General features: G+C 57.4%; 11 protein-coding genes. 3 read left to right on the forward strand and 8 right to left on the reverse strand.

Going from position 1 to position 15993, the window contains the following annotated elements; all coding sequences use genetic code 11:
* Positions 1-65: 65 nt before the first annotated feature.
* Both VFE46_18450 and VFE46_18455 read left to right on the forward strand, forming a co-directional pair.
* Positions 66-1805: a DUF1549 domain-containing protein gene (locus tag VFE46_18450; GenBank protein HZZ29983.1), complete on the forward strand. Its 1740-nt coding sequence runs from the start codon at positions 66-68 to the stop codon at positions 1803-1805.
* A gap of 106 nt (positions 1806-1911) precedes the next feature.
* The gene (locus tag VFE46_18455; protein HZZ29984.1) at positions 1912-3225 is read left to right on the forward strand and encodes a DUF1501 domain-containing protein; all 1314 of its coding nucleotides are present in this window, start codon (positions 1912-1914) and stop codon (positions 3223-3225) included.
* Between the two features lie 25 nt (positions 3226-3250).
* On the opposite strand, the gene katG is transcribed toward VFE46_18455, so the two are convergent.
* The 3 genes from katG to VFE46_18470 form a co-directional block, all read right to left on the reverse strand.
* Positions 3251-5503 (reverse strand): catalase/peroxidase HPI, encoded by a 2253-nt coding sequence (gene katG / locus VFE46_18460; GenBank protein ID HZZ29985.1) that lies wholly within the window; start codon positions 5501-5503, stop codon positions 3251-3253.
* A 255-nt stretch (positions 5504-5758) separates the two neighbouring features.
* The gene (gene sixA / locus VFE46_18465) at positions 5759-6247 is read right to left on the reverse strand and encodes a phosphohistidine phosphatase SixA (protein ID HZZ29986.1); all 489 of its coding nucleotides are present in this window, start codon (positions 6245-6247) and stop codon (positions 5759-5761) included.
* A gap of 89 nt (positions 6248-6336) precedes the next feature.
* On the reverse strand, positions 6337-7296 hold the full coding sequence (locus VFE46_18470) for a hypothetical protein (protein HZZ29987.1): 960 nt from the start codon (positions 7294-7296) through the stop codon (positions 6337-6339).
* A 317-nt stretch (positions 7297-7613) separates the two neighbouring features.
* Here VFE46_18470 and VFE46_18475 point away from each other — a divergent pair, with 317 nt between their 5' ends.
* Positions 7614-8408: a sulfite exporter TauE/SafE family protein gene (locus VFE46_18475; protein HZZ29988.1), complete on the forward strand. Its 795-nt coding sequence runs from the start codon at positions 7614-7616 to the stop codon at positions 8406-8408.
* A gap of 176 nt (positions 8409-8584) precedes the next feature.
* On the opposite strand, the gene VFE46_18480 is transcribed toward VFE46_18475, so the two are convergent.
* The 5 genes from VFE46_18480 to VFE46_18500 form a co-directional block, all read right to left on the reverse strand.
* Complete coding sequence (locus VFE46_18480; GenBank protein HZZ29989.1) at positions 8585-9469, reverse strand: mechanosensitive ion channel domain-containing protein; 885 nt, start codon at positions 9467-9469, stop codon at positions 8585-8587.
* Between the two features lie 271 nt (positions 9470-9740).
* Positions 9741-9992, reverse strand: coding sequence for a hypothetical protein (locus tag VFE46_18485; protein HZZ29990.1), 252 nt, complete (start codon positions 9990-9992; stop codon positions 9741-9743).
* 146 nt (positions 9993-10138) lie between these two features.
* Positions 10139-10741: an RNA polymerase sigma factor gene (locus VFE46_18490; GenBank protein HZZ29991.1), complete on the reverse strand. Its 603-nt coding sequence runs from the start codon at positions 10739-10741 to the stop codon at positions 10139-10141.
* A 262-nt stretch (positions 10742-11003) separates the two neighbouring features.
* Positions 11004-12749 (reverse strand): S1 RNA-binding domain-containing protein, encoded by a 1746-nt coding sequence (locus VFE46_18495; GenBank protein HZZ29992.1) that lies wholly within the window; start codon positions 12747-12749, stop codon positions 11004-11006.
* A gap of 697 nt (positions 12750-13446) precedes the next feature.
* Positions 13447-15303 carry a hypothetical protein gene (locus VFE46_18500; GenBank protein HZZ29993.1) on the reverse strand — a complete coding sequence of 619 codons (1857 nt, stop codon included), beginning with the start codon at positions 15301-15303 and terminating at the stop codon, positions 13447-13449.
* Between the last annotated feature and the right edge of the window lie 690 nt (positions 15304-15993).

The following is a 15993-nucleotide window of genomic DNA, read 5'->3' on the forward strand; positions in this document are numbered from 1 at the left end:
AGCTTGCGGGGTTCAAATAAATGGCTGAGAATTAAAGGGATGGGCTCACTCTTAGAAGAACTGCCATGTTAAAGCCTATTTCTGTGGTGGTCGTAGGACTGGTTTTGGCGGCCTGGGGTCTGTCGCTGCCGGCGGCCGAGTACAACACTTCCGCGAAGAAAACGCCGCTGATTACATGGACCGGCAAGGCCGATCCGTTTTCGCAAAGCAAATTGGAGCCGACGGCGCTGGCCAAGGTAATCGACCATTCGCTTACTGAAGATTTGGCCGCCTCGGACGATACCAACAAGGTGCTGACGTTCAGCAAGCGCGCCAGCGACGAAGTGTTTTTGCGGCGGGTGTATCTCGATTTCATCGGCCATAATCCGACAGCCGACGAAGTGACCACCTTCGTGCTCGATCCGGCCAAGGACAAGCGCGATAAGCTGATTGTCAAATTGCTCGACGATCCGCGCTTCGGCGAAAACTGGGGCCGCTATTGGCGCGACGTCATTATGTATCGTCGCCAGGAAGATCGGGCCATGCTGGTGCAGCCGGCGCTCACCGACTACCTGACCGAGCAGTTCAACAAGAACACGCCGTGGGATGCCATTGCCCGCTCGTTCATGACCGCCGACGGCGACGTGAAAGACAACGGCGCGACCGGCATTATTATGGCGCAAAACGGCATGACGTCCGATATTACTTCAGAAATTTCGCGCATTTTCTTGGGCGTGCAAATTCAGTGCGCCAACTGTCACGACCATAAAACCGATCGCTGGAAGCGCGAACAGTTTCACCAATTGGCGGCCTTCTTCCCGCGAGTTGCCCTCAAGCCAGACAACGCAGGCGAGAAGCGCACGTTTGTTGTTTCCGGGAACGACAACCCGATCCGGCGAGTCAATCCAAAAATGGCCAACCGTCCGGTCGGCAGCCCCGAGCATTTCATGCCCGACTTGAAGCATCCGGAATCAGAAGGAACGAAAATGCAGCCGGTGTTTTTCCTCACCGGCCAAAACTTGCCGTTCGGCACGCCCGATGCCCAGCGCCGTGAAACCATTGCCAAGTGGATTACCGATCCGCGCGACGAATGGTTTGCCAAGGCGTTCGTCAACCGCATTTGGGCCGAGCTGGTGGGCGAAGGATTTTATAACCCCATCGACGACCTTGGGCCCGACCGCACTTGCAGCGCGCCCAAAACCATGGAAATTTTAGGGCACGAGTTTGCTGACAGCCGCTTCGATATCAAGCGGCTATTTCACATTATTGCCGATACTGAAGCGTACCAGCGCGACAGCCGTTCGCGCCGCAAGCCCGACGAAATGCCCTTTGCGGCCAATTGCCCGGAGCGTTTGCGCGGCGACGAAGTGTACGACGCGCTGGTTTCCGCCTTGGGCGCGAACGAAGACATGCCGGCCCTGCGATTTGCCGCGGCCGACGGCGCCAAGGGAGGCAAAGCCGCGGCACTTCTCCGATCGCCGCGAAATCAATTCGACCAGGTGTTTGGTTACGATCCCAGCGCACCCCGCGACGAAGTGACCGGCTCCATTCCGCAAGCCCTGCTAATGATGAACGGGCCGCAAATCAATCGGGCCATTACCGGCTTCCGTCCCGGCGGCGGCACGTTGGGGCAGTTGCTCAACTCTACTAGCGATAATGAGGCCGTGGCCACCGAATTGTATTTGCGCTGCCTGGGGCGCGAACCGAATAAAGCCGAACTCCAAACTTGTGTCGATCACGTGAAAAAAACCAGCAACCGCACCACAGGATTTGAAGATGTGCTGTGGGCGCTGATTAATTCGACGGAATTTTTACAACGGAGGTAGGCGGTAAACAGCAGGCAGTAGGCGGTATGCAGCAGGCGGCAGGAAACAAAAACCGCCTCTGCGTACCTCCTACGGTATACTGCATACCGTATACAACGAGGCAGCCATGTCTATCCAACTTTGCCATTGCATTACCGCCAAAGCTCATAAAGAAGGCGCCTTCGGCCGGCGCGATTTTCTGAAAGGCATTTCGGCCTCTGCCATCGCCGGCGGACTGGCGGGCGGGTTGTTGCACTGGACCGATTTAGTCACCGCCAACGCCGCCGATTTGCGCAGCCGCGGTATGGCTTGCATTTTGCTGTGGATGCAAGGCGGCCCCAGCCAGTTCGAAACGTTCAGCCCCAAACCCGGCACAGCCACCGGCGGCGAAACCAAGGCCATTTCCACGGCCGTTCCCGGCATTCAAATCGCCTCCGACTTTCCCGAAGTGGCCAAGCAGGCGGGCGACATTGCTTTCATCCGCTCGGTCAACAGCCGAGAAGGCGCGCATCCCCGCGCACAGTTGCTCATGCACACCGGATATTTGCCGCTGGCGACGGTGAAGTATCCCACGTTAGGTTCCCTGGTGGCCCACGAAATTGCCGATGCCGCCGGGCAATTGCCCTCGTTTGTGCGCATCGGCGGCGGACGTGCCAGCGGCGGCGGCGGTGGATTTTTGGGCAATGAGTTCGATCCGTTCGACATTCCCAACCCTAGCGCTCCGCCCACCAACACCACCGTGCAAACCGACATGGGCCGCTACAACAACCGGCTCGATTTGCTCGGCCAGTTGGAAATTGCGGCCGGCGGCGGAAAGCTGTCGTCGGAATCGGCCGATCATCAAAAACTGTACCAACGGGCCGTGAAGATGATCACCAGCCCCGACATGAGAGCGTTCGACTTAACCAAGGAAAACGATAAAACCCGCGCCGCTTACGGCGACAGCGCCTTTGGCAACGGCTGCTTGCTGGCCCGGCGGCTGGTGGAGGCAGGCGTGACGTTTGTCGAAGTGCAGTTGGACGGCTGGGACACGCACCAAGATAATTTCGCCCGCGTTTCGCGGCTGGCCGACACGGTCGACAAGCCGTTCGCCGCGCTGGTGGCGGACCTCAAGCAGCGCGGCCTGCTCGATAAAACGCTGGTCATTTGGATGGGCGAATTCGGCCGCACGCCCAACATTAATGCCAACAGCGGCCGCGACCACTTCCCCAAAGCGTTCAACGTGGCCTTGGCCGGCGCCGGCATTCGCGGCGGCCGCGTCATTGGCGAAACTGACGCCACGGGCCAGGAAATCAAGGAACGCCCCGTGGCTGTGAACGATTTGTTCCAAACCTTCTGCAAAAGCCTGGGCATGAAGCCCGAGCACGAAAACATGAGCAGCATCGGCCGGCCGATCAAAGTGGTCGACGGCGGCAAACCCGTGCACGAGCTGTTTTCGTAAGGCAAGAGGCGATTGCAGTCGTCGCCTACGATCGTGCCAGATCGAAGCGATCGAGGTTCATCACTTTGTTCCATGCTGCGACGAAATCGTGGACGAACTTCTTGTTCGCGTCGGAACTCCCATAGACTTCAGCCAGGGCGCGTAGTTGGGAGTTTGAGCCGAAGACGAGGTCAACGCGTGTGGCGGTCCACTTCGGTTCGCCCGTTTTCCGATCGCGGCCTTCGAACATGTCGGCGTTTTTTGTGACCGGCGTCCACTGTGTACCCATCTCGAGCAGATTTACGAAGAAGTCGTTGGTCAGGGCCTCCGGCCGCTTGGTGAACACACCGTGTTTCATCGCACCCGAGTTGGTGTTGAGCACGCGCATGCCGCCGATCAGCACCGTCATTTCGGGTGCGGTCAACGTCAGCAGTTGTGCCTTATCGATCAGCAGCGCTTCCGCTGGTACGGTGTATTCACCCTTAAGGTAATTGCGGAAGCCGTCCGCAATGGGCTCGAGCACGGCGAACGATTCCACGTCGGTTTGCTCTTGCGAGGCGTCCATGCGCCCTGGTGTGAAAGGAACCGTGACCTCGTGACCGGCATTTTTCGCAGCTTGCTCGACGCCTGCGCATCCGGCCAGAACGATAAGGTCGGCTAACGACACCTGCTTGCCGCCAATCCGGGCGCCGTTGAATTCACGCTGAATGCCTTCGAGAACGTTCAACACCTTTGCAAGTTGAGCGGGCCGGTTGACTTCCCAATCTTTCTGCGGCGCCAGACGAATGCGCGCGCCGTTCGCGCCGCCGCGCTTGTCAGAACCACGGAATGTGGATGCCGATGCCCAGGCGGTGGAAACCAGTTGCGAAACGGTGAGACCGGAAGCCAGGATTTTGCCCTTTAGCGCGGCAACGTCATCGGCGGCAATCAATTGATGATTCACTGCCGGAATGGGATCCTGCCAGATGAGTTCCTCCGCTGGAACCTCTGGGCCAAGATAACGGGCGCGCGGACCCATGTCGCGATGCGTGAGCTTGAACCACGCCCGGGCGAAAGCGTCAGCGAACTGATCGGGATGCTGCATGAACCGCCGACAGATTTTTTCGTATGCCGGATCGATCCGCAGTGACAAGTCGGTGGTGAGCATGGTCGGCAAGCGTTTTTGGGATGGATCGAAAGCATCGGGAATGGTCGCGGTGGCGCCCTTGGCCACCCACTGATGCGCGCCGGCCGGGCTTTTGGTGAGTTCCCACTCGTATCCGAACAGGTTCTCCAGGAAGTTGATGCTCCACTTCGTGGGCGTCGTGGTCCAGGTGACTTCCAGGCCGCTGGTAATTGTGTCGGGGCCCTTGCCGGCGCCAAAGCTGTTCTTCCAGCCCAGGCCCTGTTCCTCGAGTCCGGCGCCCTCCGGCTCGAAGGCCACATTCGATGCAGCGGCGGCGCCATGCGTCTTGCCAAAGCTATGTCCGCCGGCAATGAGGGCGACGGTTTCCTCGTCGTTCATGGCCATGCGCTTGAACGTTTCGCGGATATCGACCGCAGCGGCGACTGGATCCGGATTGCCGTCGGGACCTTCGGGGTTGACATAAATCAGCCCCATTTGCACGGCCGCCAGCGGATTTTCCAGTCGGCGGCTGTGGATATCGCCATCTGGGTCGTCATCTGTGACGAGCACTGCAGTATCTTTGTCGATGCCTTCGGAACCATGGGTGTAGCGAATATCTCCGCCCAGCCATTTCTTCTCGGCGCCCCAATAGACATCCTGATCTGGCTCCCACACATCCTCACGACCGCCGGCGAAACCAAATGTCTTGAATCCCATTGTTTCCAGCGCGACGTTGCCGGCCAGAATCATCAGGTCGGCCCACGAAATTTTGCGGCCATACTTTTGCTTGATTGGCCAAAGCAGACGGCGGGCCTTGTCCAGACTGACATTATCTGGCCAACTGTTCAGCGGCGCAAAACGCTGTTGGCCCCTGCCGCCGCCGCCGCGGCCGTCCCCCGTGCGGTAGGTGCCGGCACTATGCCACGCCATGCGGATAAATAGAGGGCCATAGTGGCCGAAGTCCGCCAGCCACCAGTCTTGCGAGTCCGTCATCAGTGCCGCGAGATCTTTCTTTACCGCCGCAAGATCGAGGCTCTTAAACTCTGCGGCATAGTTGAATTCCCCGCCCATCGGATTGGACTTGGAGGAATGCTGGTGCAACAGTTCGATCTTCAGCTGGTTGGGCCACCAGTCGAGGTTCGAGGCGCCGCCGCCGGCGGCATGGCGGAAGGGGAATTTGGTTGCGGCTGACATGATGCTTTGCTTCTGTAGGCTGTTCGTCAATTTTTACAAGTTGATGCCTCCGCGCCCCAAGCGACATTCAAGGAGTGGGCGCCTGAGAGACCCTGAATTTTACCGATAGCAATTATTGATAACAAGGCACCGCAGAAGGGGTCGAATAGGCTGGTGCCCGTCTTCAACTTAGCCGGAAGGCCAGGCCTTCCGGACCGGATGCGGTGAGCATCCGGCTATCACCGCGATGCCCTGGTGGAGACACCAGGCCCTGCTTCACACTCCCAGCAATTTCGCGGTCGCTAGCCACTGCAGCGCGCCTTTGCCCAGGCCGATGGGTTCTTCAAAGCGAATCGCGGCAATCGCTCCCTTGCGAAACCGAATGGCCGCGTCGCCGCTGCCGATGAGCCGCGCCGCCAAATAGCACACATCCGGATCGTGACCGACCCACGCTACTTCGTCGTTTTGCAATTCGGCCGTCCATTGAACCAGCGCTTCCAAATTCGAATTCGGCGCCAACGCCTCCAGCGGCACAACGCCCGGCTTGCTGGGAAATCGCTTGGCGATGATTTCGGCCGTCTGCTGGCAGCGCACTAGCGGGCTGGTGGCAATCACCTCTGGCGCAAAGCGCACCTCGGTCAATTGCTTCACCAGCTTCTTGAACCGCTTCTCGCCGACGTCGGTGAGTGGACGCAGCGAATCATCGGGCCACTTGTGTTCATCGCGCTCTTCGGCCCAGGCATGGCGAACAATGTAAAGCAGCATGGTGTGTCTCTCGGTGGGATCCAATCAGAAATAGAAACGACCCGCCAATCATCGCAATTCTAACTTCCGCGCCAACCCGGTGCCAAAAATTACCGGCTGCGCCACAGAATGTGGTCGTCAATCGCTAGTTCGCGCTGCGTGGCGGCAATTTGCTGTTTGAATCGCCGCGAATCCATCGGATAACCCGCCGTCGGTTTTAGCCCCGGCACCCGGGCACACCAGAACTCGTTGAACGGCCGCATGGCCGCTTCGCGCAAGTATTTAGAAGTCATCGAAGCCAGGGCCACGGGCAAAAACCGCTCGCCGCCGACGTGAAAGCCAATTTCCACACGCCGCTCCTCCGGGCCGAAGCGATACACGCTGATCGCTTCCGATTCTTGCCGCACTTCAATCCACGCTTCCTCAAATTGAATTTGCAATAGCGGATGATAATAATCTCGTCCACCGTGCTTGTCGCAAAATACTTGCACGTAGCCGTCGGCGGCCAGCGACAGCGCCTCGGCCACAAGCGCCAAGGTAACTCGTGAAAGTGCATCGGCCTTGTTGCTGGCGGCGACCAATTGATTGAACTCGTCTGGAAAAACCGCGCGCGACAGCAGGCCGATCAAGCGCACGCCCAGGGCCTCCAGGCCGAGTTGGAGCATTTCGATCAGCGCGGGCAGTTCGTCGCCGTCGGTCCACAAGGGAACCTCCGCCGCGTAACCCAAGTGCCAAGGCAATTCGTCAATGCGCGGCGCGTATTGCGGATCGAGCCAATGCCACAGCTCGCACCACTGGCGCGGTGTTCGTCCCAGCATGCCAAGCGCCGCAAGCACTCCGCGCTCCAAGTGATCTAGGCCGCAGCCGTTTTTGTAAACCGCTTTGGAATCGGCCCAACAGATTTTCTTTTTTCCTGCCCGAGCGGCATGCGGCGTCACATGCCGCCGCAAATGTTTGTACAGAGTGGCCGCGTCCACCCCATCGTCGAGGCGCCAGACCGTGGCGGTAATAATCAGCGGCCCAAAGTTGGGTCCGTAACCGGCTTCGTCCGTGCCGATAAGGTAAGGCATTAACGTGAAAGGCAGGCGGCAAGTGCGGGGGCTCAAAAATCCATCTAGCGCGTGCGAGTATACACCGATTTGCCGCCATCGGGCAGCAGTCGGTAGTGGGCCAGTTTGATTTTTCAGGGTGGCTGGGGTCGAACGAAGTGAGCCCCCAGTCGCAGAAATTCCGGGGGCTCGGCGGCACTCGACGCCGGCCACCCAAACTGTTTCCATCAAATTGGCCCGCTACCCAGCAGTCGCACGGCCGTCATTCCCAGCGGCAGAAAAAATCACGCTTTAAAAATCGCCTAGAACTTCTATTCTTCGCACGTTACACTCCGGCCATGAGTTGGGAAATCATATTAGCGTGTTGTGCAGCCTTGGCGGCCGGAGCCGTGAATTCTGTGGCCGGCGGTGGCACCTTGTTGACCTTTCCTGTGCTGATTGCCGTGCTGACGCACAAGCTGGGAGATGAAAAAACGGCGGCCGTGGTCGCCAATCAAACCAGCACGATGGCCTTGATCCCCGGCATTTTTGCCGCCGCTTGGGGTTATCGTCGGCAATTGAAGCACTCGCAGCAGTGGCTCAAGTGGCTGTTGCCACCGAGTTTGCTGGGTGGGCTCATCGGCGGATTGCTCGTCGTTACTTTTCCGGATCAGTTCAGTGCGCTGGTGCCCTGGCTGATTTTGACCGCGGCGGTGCTGTTCGTGCTGCAGCCGCAAATTGCCCGCTGGACCGGCGTGGGTGCGCCGCACGCCCAGCCGCATGGCGGCACCGTGGCCGCAATTGTGGTGTTCCAATTTTTTGTGGCCATTTACGGCGGCTACTTCGGCGCTGGGATCGGCATTCTGATGCTGAGCTCGCTAGGGCTCATGGGCCTGGCCGACATCCACGTGATGAACGGCCTGAAAAACTGCCTGGCGTTTGCCATCAACATTATGGCCGTGCTGGTGTTTTTGACGAAGGGGCAAATCGATTGGTCGCTGGCCGGGCCGATGATTGTCTGTTCCATTATCGGCGGCTTTTTAGGAGCCACGCTGGCGCAGAAAATCGACCGCACCATTGTGCGGCGGATAGTCGTGGTGATTGGCTTTTCGCTAGCCACATATTATTTCTGGCGGCAGTTCAGCGGAAAATGACAACGAAAATGACCTATCTTCGTTCCTGGTCTTGGTCATTCAAAAAACTCGGCCCTGGGAATCCATAAAGAACTCCAGGGCCGTTGTCGCTTTCCGCCTTAGCGACGGTTACTTGTCGCTAAACGAGGCGTGATTTTGCACCGGCCATTTTATTGCCGGCTGGAATCACCCCGGCGTTACCGCACGGCCTCGTTCAGCATTTTTGAATTAGGAACACTGTGGCGATTCAACATGCCTGCCTCTTCGGTTTCGATCACGGTGGCTACCGGGCCGACTTCACGCACGGTGCCTTCCAGGTGACCCACGGTCACGCGGTCGCCGGCCTGCAGCCGTTGTCGCACATAATAACCGGCCAAAATGCCGGCCATCGTATCGCGCCCGCCCAAACCCAGCGCCAGGCCAAAGCCCAGGGCCAAGCCGCCGAACACAATCAGGATGGCGTAATTCAGCAACTCGAAATGAATGTGGAGCTGATCGAACGCTGCCATGAAGACCATCAGGGCCATGATGTAATAACAGCCGTTGGCCAGATGATCGGCATAGCTGATTCCCACCCGATCGGCGCTAGTGGCGATGACGCCTCGCAGGAAGCCGGCGACCAGCAAGCCTACGACCACCATCACGGTGGCGACCAGTAAGTTGGGAATGTACGCCACAACCTGGCTAATTGAATCGGAAACCGAAGTGATTTTCAGAATGTTGAAACCGGCCATCAAGAACACCAGCATCAATCCCCAGAACACAATTGTGCCGACGATGGCGGGGACATTCCGCTTAATGTTCATGTGGGTCATCGATTCCCACAATCCGCTGCGTTCGGCGGCTCGTTGCAAGCCGGCCCGTTCGCACAACAACGTGACGGCGTGGGCCACCAACTTGGCGATAAAATAACCAACCACCAGCACCACAATGGCCGCTAACACGCGGGGCGTGTAATCGACAATTTGCGCCCAAGCATTTTCAAAGCTGGCTCGCAAGGCAGTGCCGGCTTCCTGGCCTGTTTTGGTGAGCGTGTCGCCTACATTCGTAGTCGTGGGAACGTCTGCCAAAATCGAAAACATACAGTCTGCTCCTTTCAGTCGTTTACGACTGAACTGTGGCCGCTAGTGTGCGGCCGAGGTGAAGGAAAGTGAATCGGGCTAATACTTTTTCTCCGCAGCCTCCGTTCTGCGAAGCACATGTGTTGAATCGAAACAGCGTGAGTAATTCGCTGAAGGGAAGTGCTTATGTTTTGTTCGGGCCGCCCGCACAGCCTTTGTGTTGCCGCACTACTTGTGCTGGCCTCATGCGGTCGGCTTCTAACAAACTGCGTTGCCGAGGAAAGCCGCGGCGTCACACCGGGGGTTGGCCCCGATCGTGTTTGTTGTCCGGCAATTTTCCCGTAAATGTGAACTGCAAAGCACTTAGTGTCACTTTCGCAAACTGCAACACGGCGTATCCAAAGCCGCGAAACAGCAAATCGAGAATTTGGCCTACGATCAGCCGGCTGTTAATCCGCTGGTGAACCGCCCGATCGAAGGTTTTTGGCGGCGGCGGCGGGGGGACCGGCAGTTCCGCCAGACGTTCAAGTAAATCGGTTGACATGTGATGATCCGTTGGTGGTATATCGGATGGTTTGTGATGGTTGATATTACTGAGCCGGTGTGTCCTCACACCGGTGTTTGCATAATCTTATTTGTCGTTTCCATTTGCCGCACACCGGGCTGGGAATAGCCCGGCTCGGACGATGGTTATTGGTTTTCCGTTTCTTCTGCTTGCGGCTTTGGTTGTTTGCCTTCCGTCTTTTCTCCGAATTGATCTTGAATTTTTTCTCGTGCGCGGCTGATTCGCATTTTGCAGGCGCTCACGCTTAGTCCAAAAATTTCCGCCAGTTCCTCGTGGCTGTAATTTTCCGCATATTTCAGGATCAGCAAAGCACGATCTTCTTCGCTTAAAATATCGAGCATTTGCAACAGGTCGAGCGATAACCCTTCCGTCGGCGCCGGCGTGCCGGGCGAATGCGCTTCGATGGTTTCATCGCTGGTAATGCTTTCGTGCCGTTGACGGCGGCCACGGCCACGCCGCAATGTCAGGCAAGTGCGAATCGCAATGCCGTGGACCCAGGTGCTGTACTTGGAGCGGCCCTCGAACTTGGCGCGATGCAAAAACAACCGCACGAAAACTTCCTGTGCGGCGTCGCTGGCATCGTGTTCGTTTCCTAGCAAGCGAAAACAAATATGCCACACCCGCTGGCGGAAACGCTCCACCAGTTCCACAAAGGCGGGGCCATCGGACCCTTCGCGGGCCGCTTCTGCCGCCAATTGCTCGTCGGTGTATTGATGAACATCGATCACAATCAATCCTACGACGAGCAACTGGTCCAGAGCCCTGCTCGCAGCGCTTCCTTGCACCTGGTACGAATATGAGTAGCCAACGCGAACTGCTGGCGTCACAAAGACTTAGCCGCTAAGTGGAGACAATCCGTTTTCTACGGGCGCAAACGCATTTGCGGCATAGACATAGGCTCGGGCCTTGCCCAGGCGATCAATCGAATCACAATTTGGCCGGGCGGGTCAAGAGCGGTTAACGCCGCGATTAGCAGTACGCCAGAAACTGCTACCACTTCAGGCCGAATTTATCGCCCATCGGCGAGCGGCCCAGTCCGCCTTGCAGGGGCACTTTGCGCAGTTTTTTCTTGGGTGGCGCGGCGGGAGAATCATCTGCGGCAGTGGAAGATTCACCCGCGCCAGAATCCGCTTTCTTTTGCTGCGGCGGCTCCGGCGGCGGGCCGAGCACTTTGATCGACAAACTAATCCGCTGATTTTCCGCATCGACCGACAGCACTTTCGCTTCCACTTGCTGCCCTTCCTGCACCACATCGGCCACGCGATGCACGCGCTTGTAGGACAATTCCGAAATGTGCACCAACCCTTCCACCCCCGGCTCCAGTTTCACAAACGCGCCGAAATCCATAATCCGCGACACCGTGCCGGTGATTTTGCTGGTGACCGTATATTTGGCCGGCACTTTGGCCCACGGGCTTTCGAACAAATCGCGATAAGCCAGGCTGATTTTGTGTGTCTCGGGGTCGAGCTTCTGAATTTTCACTTTCACTTTTTGGCCGACGGTAAGCACTTCGCTGGGATGCTTGACGCGATCCCAACTCATTTGGCTGACGTGAATCATCCCGTCGATGCCGCCCAAATCGACGAAGGCGCCGAAATCGCGAATGTTGCGCACGGTGCCTTCGCGCACCTGGCCCACTTCCAACTGCGCGAGAAGTTGTTGCTTGGCTGCTTCCTGATCGCGCTCCAAAACGGCGCGGCGGCTAAGCACCAAATTCCGCCGATCCTGATTCGCTTCCACCACCACGCACTGCAAAGTTTGCCCCACAAACTCTTCAAAGTTTTCCACGCGGTAAATAGAAATTTGCCCGGCCGGAATGAAACCGCGAATTTTGTTCACTTCGCATTCCAGTCCGCCTTTGTTGTGGCCGGTAATGCGAGCTTCCACCGTAATTCCCTCGGCAATGTCGGTCCAATCTCCCACCTGCACGCTGGCTCCCACCGGCGTGAGCTCGTACAAGCCGTCGTCCGCATTGAAACGGTTGACGACAACTTCCAGTGCATCGCCAACATTCGGTTCTTGTGCCAAGGTATGCAGTGTCAGCACGCCTTGATTGCGGCCGCCGAGCTCGACAAACACGTTGTCGCGAAAAATCCGCGCTACGTGTCCTGTGTGTCGCGATTCCGATTCCAGCGGCTCGCCCGCCACAGCGCCGGCGGCAGAACCCGTTTCGGCGGCGATCAGTTCCTCCAGCGATTGCTCGCCGAGCGCCGCTTGCAGCTCCGCTTCCAAATCGGGCGAAAGCTCGGCCCGCAAATTGGGTAGTTCGACTTTTTCGACCGGCATGGAATGAATTTCGAACTTCGATTTTTTCGGCGCGACCTTGAGCTTGGGCGCCGGAGCTGCCTCTCCTGCTTCCGCGGCCTCCGCTTTGGCGCGCGTTTGCCCACCGGCAGGCTTCGGCGATACAGGGCGAGCGGGATATTGCTCGTGCGACGGCGGGCGCTGGGTCGCTGGACTTTGTCCTACTGGCGTACGAAAAGCCACTTTGGCCCGCGGCTCAACCCGGGGCACGGCCACGCCGGGCCGCTGCGTGCCGATTTTGATGCGCGGCTTCGAGGCTTCGGCGGACTCTTCGCCCGATGTTGCCGCAGCAACTTCACTGCTACTTCCCGCCGCCGATTGATTTTCGGTGGCAGCAGCCGTCGCGTCAGGAATCGGCGTAGCTTCAGAATGGGTTGGAGAAACGCCTTCAGATTCTGGCGAAGGCGACGCAGCGTGCGAATCGACAGTCATAGATCAACAAAATACGGGGGCGGTTAGCAGAAATAGTGTGTGCCGCAGAGGGCGACTTAGTATCGAATCAGTTTACAGGCCACTTGAATGCGGCGAAAGTGCCTTTTTAGGCCACGCAAATATAACCTTATTGCAGCTGCAAATAGGCAAAATACCCGGCAGTGTTTAGCCGCGATGCGCTAGCGGAGCGCCTTGGGCCTCCAGTACCCCGGCAGGACTCGAACCACCAACCGTTCCTTCATTTGTGGCTCAAAACTTATCTGGCAGCGGCACAAATCCCGTGGTTGTTTCCATCTGTGACAACGACCTTCTTGCCCTCGTCGAAGCCTGGCCAAGGTTTTCGCCCACTGTCAGGACCGCAATTCTCACCCTAACACTTGGTCAGGAACGCCATAGCGATAATCGTCAATGTTGATGCGCTATCACCCTGAGCCGGATCATTTTAGTGACTCGGGAGGTTGCAAGGGAGTCCCGATGGTCCGTGCAAACTGGAGTCTTGATTCACGCCGCCTCCGATGCCAACTACCTGATGGCTGACCAATGGGTGTTAGAACTAATCGAATCACGCGTCTAGGAGCCATCTCGCAAAACCACTCGGATCAACCACTTACGCTTTTCATATTTTGCACAGAACGGTTTATTTTTTAAGGATTCCGTGCAGCTTAGCGTGCAGACGAAGCTTATTTAGGCGTCATCTCTAGGATCGTTCGACGAAAACAGTCCGTTCGATCCCAGGTACGGGCGTAGGCGCTTTATCGTCGTCATCGCGATCATCATCGTCTTCGTGCAGGATTTCCATGAAAAACTGTTCCGGCGGAAGCGGATTCCCCGCAGCATCTTGCGGCAACTCGTAATGAATGGCCCATAATGCGTCGTAAATGTGTTCGTACTTCGACATCATGGGCATAAGCTGCACAGTCGTTTTCAGTTTGTTCACGTCGCTCAGTGAAAAAAGGTTGAAAGCGACAGTCTGACCGGCATCATCATCGGCAAATAGGACCGTCCGAAGCGGTGTGCCGGTGATTTGTGCTGTCTCCAGCCAGTCGCTCCGCCGCTGCACGTCACAAGCGGCGGCGTGAACCACAACGCCCAACAGCGCGATCCGCGGAGTGGCGAGCGAGAGTGGGTGATTTTCTCCCACCACTTCAGCCGGCGAAATGAAATTACAATGATCGGAAACGCTATCGCCGTTTGGATCATGCCGACACGAGCAACCTTCGATCAGCGAATTGAATACGTCTTCGTCATCGGCTGCAAACAGCCGATAGAGATTCAGAATATCGTGACCAACTCTGGCCACGCTTTTTGAACGGCACGTCTCGATGGTATCGGCCCCGCACACGACGCTCGTGGCTTCGAGCCACGGCTGCACATCGAGCGACCGCTTGGCGATTGCCTGTTCGCGCAAAACGTCTGAGGTGAAATCAAACCCACCGGCGGCTTCGATCATCTTTTCCAGCCAGGTGGTAAACGTTGTCAGGCGCTGGATGAGCTCGGCCGACACGATCCGGCACCGCGCTAGCCATGCAGGAGCGCCTGGAAGAATGGCAGAATCCTGAAGGCGCCGCCCAGCATCGTCAAGGATTCTATGCAGGCACGAATAATCTTCCTCGATTTCTTCAAAGGCCGCCTCGTCGGCCCGTAGAGGGGTGAGCAGCGCTGGAAAGCGCCGTTGCAGGAATGCCAAGTAGAGCGCCTTTCCCGCTGATTGCAGAACGCGCCCCAGACAGCTTATCTCAAGCTCAGTGGCCGGAGCGCTTACGAAGCTAACGGTGAATTCGGCCACCATTTGCATTTGGCAGCATAGCAGGTGCAAGAACTGTCGTATCTCGCCTGCATCCTGGTCGGCGGCCAGCATCAGACGGTGTTTTACAGAAGGGTTGGGAAGTGTTGAGACCAGGGCGCGATACACCGCCAGCGACGCATCGGCCAGCAAGCGCGGCATTTCATTGATGAAGTCAGCAAAGCGGGGGTCCTGTTTCAAATCTTGGAACAGTTTCCCCTCATCAACGATGGCGAGCTTCGCCTCTCCCGTTTCCGTGTGGTTTGCCGGCGCCGAGGGAGCAAGTCGATGCTGCAAATATCGATGAATGACTTCAAGGTGGCCGAGAACCTCGCTTCCAAGCAGTGATTCGGCGCTTTCGCCTAAGGCGCTTTCCAGCGAGGGCATGGCATGGCGACAAGCTTCAAAGTAGCGTGCCGTGCATGGAACGAGGTTGTTGACGCCCCCTTTAAGCCAGCGGCAAAACGCCGCCACGCCTGGGTGTCGATTGTTCAACAACAAGGAAATGAGCTTTGCCCGGCGAGATCGTGGTAAGACCTTCACGAAGAATTCTGCGCGTAGCAAGCTGTCCGAATCGAAGGGCGCCTGGGCAGCGCTCGAAGAAAATGAGGTGACAGGCGTCGCAGCGCCGACGGTCACCGACCACGAAGTCAACGAGCGGAGTGTAAGGCGAGGCGGCGGCACGAACTGCGCGGCAATATCGCGCAAGAGATTTCGCAGATTCTTTCCGATCCCTGCTGCGCAAGCGGCGTTTTCGATGGCGGCAAGCATCGCCCGATCAGCGTTCGGACGATCACCTGTCGCCTCATTGCAGTCGGTCGTACTGACGTCCAAAGCCATCGCAGGTACTCACGCCAATTCTCATGACTGCCAATCGGCCTGACTCGATTCCCACCGTGACTGCCAACCCTGTTTTGTGCTAGGGCGATTCATTTTCCTATTCGCGACTGTATCATGCAATGGGCAACCAATCCGAAGCCCTTGGCAGCCAGGGGACAGCGTTTTGCATTAGGCGGCGGGGATCGGCGCCGAGGCTCAAAAATCGATTGAGAAGCCCGTGGGGCAAGGGCTGCGGGGATCGAATCTGGAGGCGATTATGCCCAACCCATTGCCTCAATGCGTATTGGAGCATGACGATGATGGCCAGTTCAACGACTCAGTAGCAGATTTGTGACAATCGTCGTTCCTATTTAACGGAAATCAGCGTTCATTCGCTGACGACCTTCAAATAAATCGTGATACGAACCGTATTGTGAATGACGCTGACGCGAAGTTGCGATCTATGTCCACCAAAGCGATTGTTTTTCTCAAGTCGAGTGTCTAGTGCCGTCGTCGGTTAATTGTAGCGGTATCCACAGTGTTGGAGGTAGTTGCGGCATTCGCTTTCGGTGAATAGATCGAGTACTTTGCCGCAGAGTTGCCAAAGTTTGTCGGTGGTTCGCTGGGCACCATCGCGGAGCA

The organism is Pirellulales bacterium, from assembly GCA_035656635.1.
Taxonomy (GTDB): Bacteria; Planctomycetota; Planctomycetia; order Pirellulales; family JADZDJ01; genus DATJYL01.

Coding starts and splice junctions, on each gene's coding strand:
- sixA (HZZ29986.1), bottom strand. CDS start 6,247: ATGCTGCTTTACATTGTTCGCCATGCCTGGGCCGAAGAGCGCGATGAA.
- VFE46_18500 (HZZ29993.1), bottom strand. CDS start 15,303: ATGCTTGCCGCCATCGAAAACGCCGCTTGCGCAGCAGGGATCGGAAAG.
- katG (HZZ29985.1), bottom strand. CDS start 5,503: ATGTCAGCCGCAACCAAATTCCCCTTCCGCCATGCCGCCGGCGGCGGC.
- VFE46_18475 (HZZ29988.1), top strand. CDS start 7,614: ATGAGTTGGGAAATCATATTAGCGTGTTGTGCAGCCTTGGCGGCCGGA.
- VFE46_18480 (HZZ29989.1), bottom strand. CDS start 9,469: ATGTTTTCGATTTTGGCAGACGTTCCCACGACTACGAATGTAGGCGAC.
- VFE46_18470 (HZZ29987.1), bottom strand. CDS start 7,296: ATGCCTTACCTTATCGGCACGGACGAAGCCGGTTACGGACCCAACTTT.
- VFE46_18450 (HZZ29983.1), top strand. CDS start 66: ATGTTAAAGCCTATTTCTGTGGTGGTCGTAGGACTGGTTTTGGCGGCC.
- VFE46_18485 (HZZ29990.1), bottom strand. CDS start 9,992: ATGTCAACCGATTTACTTGAACGTCTGGCGGAACTGCCGGTCCCCCCG.
- VFE46_18455 (HZZ29984.1), top strand. CDS start 1,912: ATGTCTATCCAACTTTGCCATTGCATTACCGCCAAAGCTCATAAAGAA.
- VFE46_18495 (HZZ29992.1), bottom strand. CDS start 12,749: ATGACTGTCGATTCGCACGCTGCGTCGCCTTCGCCAGAATCTGAAGGC.